Origin of the sequence: Bartonella sp. CL436QHHD (assembly GCF_042195105.1) — a bacterium.
Classification (GTDB): Bacteria; Pseudomonadota; Alphaproteobacteria; order Rhizobiales; family Rhizobiaceae; genus Bartonella.
In genome coordinates, this window is sequence record NZ_JBHINR010000073.1 from 1 (window position 1) to 2,438 (window position 2,438).

At 42.4% G+C, this 2,438-nt stretch carries 1 pseudogene; it reads right to left on the minus strand.

From position 1 onward, the window contains the following. Positions 1-2,438 (minus strand): annotated as a pseudogene (locus tag ACFIKN_RS08360) (hypothetical protein); the annotation flags it as partial.

Genomic DNA, 2,438 nt, shown 5'->3' on the forward strand with positions numbered 1-2,438 from the left:
TCACATTATTAACCTGTTCAGTCAATTTATTCTGAACATTCGTGATAGAACTTCCAACACCGGCAAGTGCATCAGCTACATCAGGATAATCCTTATCTTTAGATCCACCATCAGCATCGAAGGTTTTAAGCGTGAATGTAGGGGCTGTCCAAATGCCATCTTTATAACTAGCACCACCACCAAAATATTTGGCTACATTCTCAGATGCTGTTTTGAGATCACTTGTTACAGTCGTAACATTTTTATTTGTTTCAAAAAGCTGGGAACCATTTACTGCTTCATTTGAAGCTGCTGTGAGCGCGCCATTCTTTATACCTGTAAGAGTACGCTTTTCATTTTTGTTGTTGGCAATATCAATTTTATCACCATCTGTTTCTTTTCCAATACTGATGTGTCTCGTTTCTACATTCTGTTTAACGAAGCTACTGGCTGCTACTTGTTCTTTGACATCTTTTAATTGCGAAAAATTCACCGCATCGGTGCTTTCAGTACCCTTTGCCACTCCTGTTATCTTTTTACCCCCAGCGTCTATCCCAGAAATGATTATTTTCGGTCCACCAGAAATCACTAAGCCTGTTGCGTCTAAGATATTGTTTCCTGTTTGTATTTTATCGACTATGACACTCCTGGCGAGATCAAATTTTATATTATTGTCTTTATCGCCCTTTGTAACCGTGAGATTTGTACTTCCAGCAGAAAAATCTACTTCATCGTCTATAAGAACGGTCTCGCCATTTTCACCGCCAACAGACAATTTCCAACCGTTTTTTCTTACAACTTCTTCCAAATCTTTTAACTGTCCAAGATTAACTGCATCGGTAGATTCACTCCCAGCTGCTACGCCTGTAATTTGTCGCGTTATACCCTTAGCAAAATTACCAACACTCACTGCGCCCTGCGTACTTTTCCATTGCGCCTCGGCGCTTTGTGAAGGACCCTGCAACAAAGAAGTGTAACCCAAAGCAGAGGCAGCCCTATCAGATACAGAATCGCTTCCTAGAGCAACACTTCCTTCTGCCGTTGCTTCTGAATAAAAACCCAAAGCAGTAGCATTCTTTGCGGCTGACTTTGCACGATGTCCTATAGCAGTCGTAGCATATTCCAAAGCTTTAGAAACAGAACCAACAGCCGTTGAATAATCAGCCTTTGCAATTGTATGATCGTCTGGCGCAATCGATTCATTATATTCGGAACCTATCGCGATACTGTCTTTGCCTAAAGCATGAGCCATGTAGCCTATAGCAATGCTATCCACTTCCTTTGATACCCGCGCTTGATAACCTATAGCAATACCACGGCTCCCCCCCTGCTCTACCTGTGCCTCAGTACCTATAGCTATCGAATGCTGATTAAACGTTTTTGCCTCACTACCTATAGCAATACTATACAGCGCCTCCTTTGCTGCAGATGCATTGTAACCAAGAACAATCCCCTTTTCTGCGTAATTCTTCGCGCCGTAACCAAGAGCCAACGCAGATTCGCCATCAGCTTTTGCGCCAGCACCAAGAGCGACTGAATTTTCTGCATCAGCTATAGGATCTGCAAAATCTTTACCAGTAGTGTTAATTTTTAAACCTTTTATAACCGCTGCTTCTTGTGCTGCTTTTAGCTGTGCAAAATTCACCGCATCGGTGCTTTCAGTACCCGTTGCCACTCCAGTTATCTTTTTACCTCCAGCATCAACACCTCCGGTGGTTATTTTCGGACCATTGGCAATCACTAAGCCTGTTGCGTCTAGGGTATTGCTTCCTGCAGTTACTTTATTGACTGCGATTTCCTTAGCTAGATCAAATTTTATATTATTGTCATCTTTGCCTTTGCTAATTTGAAGATTTTCACTTGCCGCTGATAAATCGATCTTGCTCTCTATACCGATAGTTGTAGCATCTGCACCACCAACAGACAGCTGCCAACCTTTATCTACGTAATTTTGTAATGACTTTATCTGCGCAACATTAGCAGCATCAGTCAGTTCAGAACCAGCTGCTACCCCTATAATTTGTCGCGTTTTCTTCTCGCTGACATCACCAACACTCACAGCACCATAACCACTCTTCCATTGAGCGTCAGCACCTGTTGCATTCGCTTTCTTATAAGGAGAATAGCCCAAAACACCACTAGCCCTATCGGCTACAGTATCTGCACCTAGAGCAACACTGGACCACGTTTCCGCTCTTGACCGTGCACCAATAATGGTAGTAGTAGCAGCGTAGACTTGCGAGTTATTGCCAACAATAGTAACAGCCTCAAACAGGTTATTTTGTGAATGTACCTGTATGTTGTTACCAATAGTAATAATATTATAGCCATTCGCATTCGGACTTTTCCCCAGTTTTATATCATCATTAGTTGCATATGTACTCACCCTCCTTGCTAAACTATTAACGCCAGACAGCAAAATATCATCACTATTATCTCCCTCAACAGGCAGCATCCAC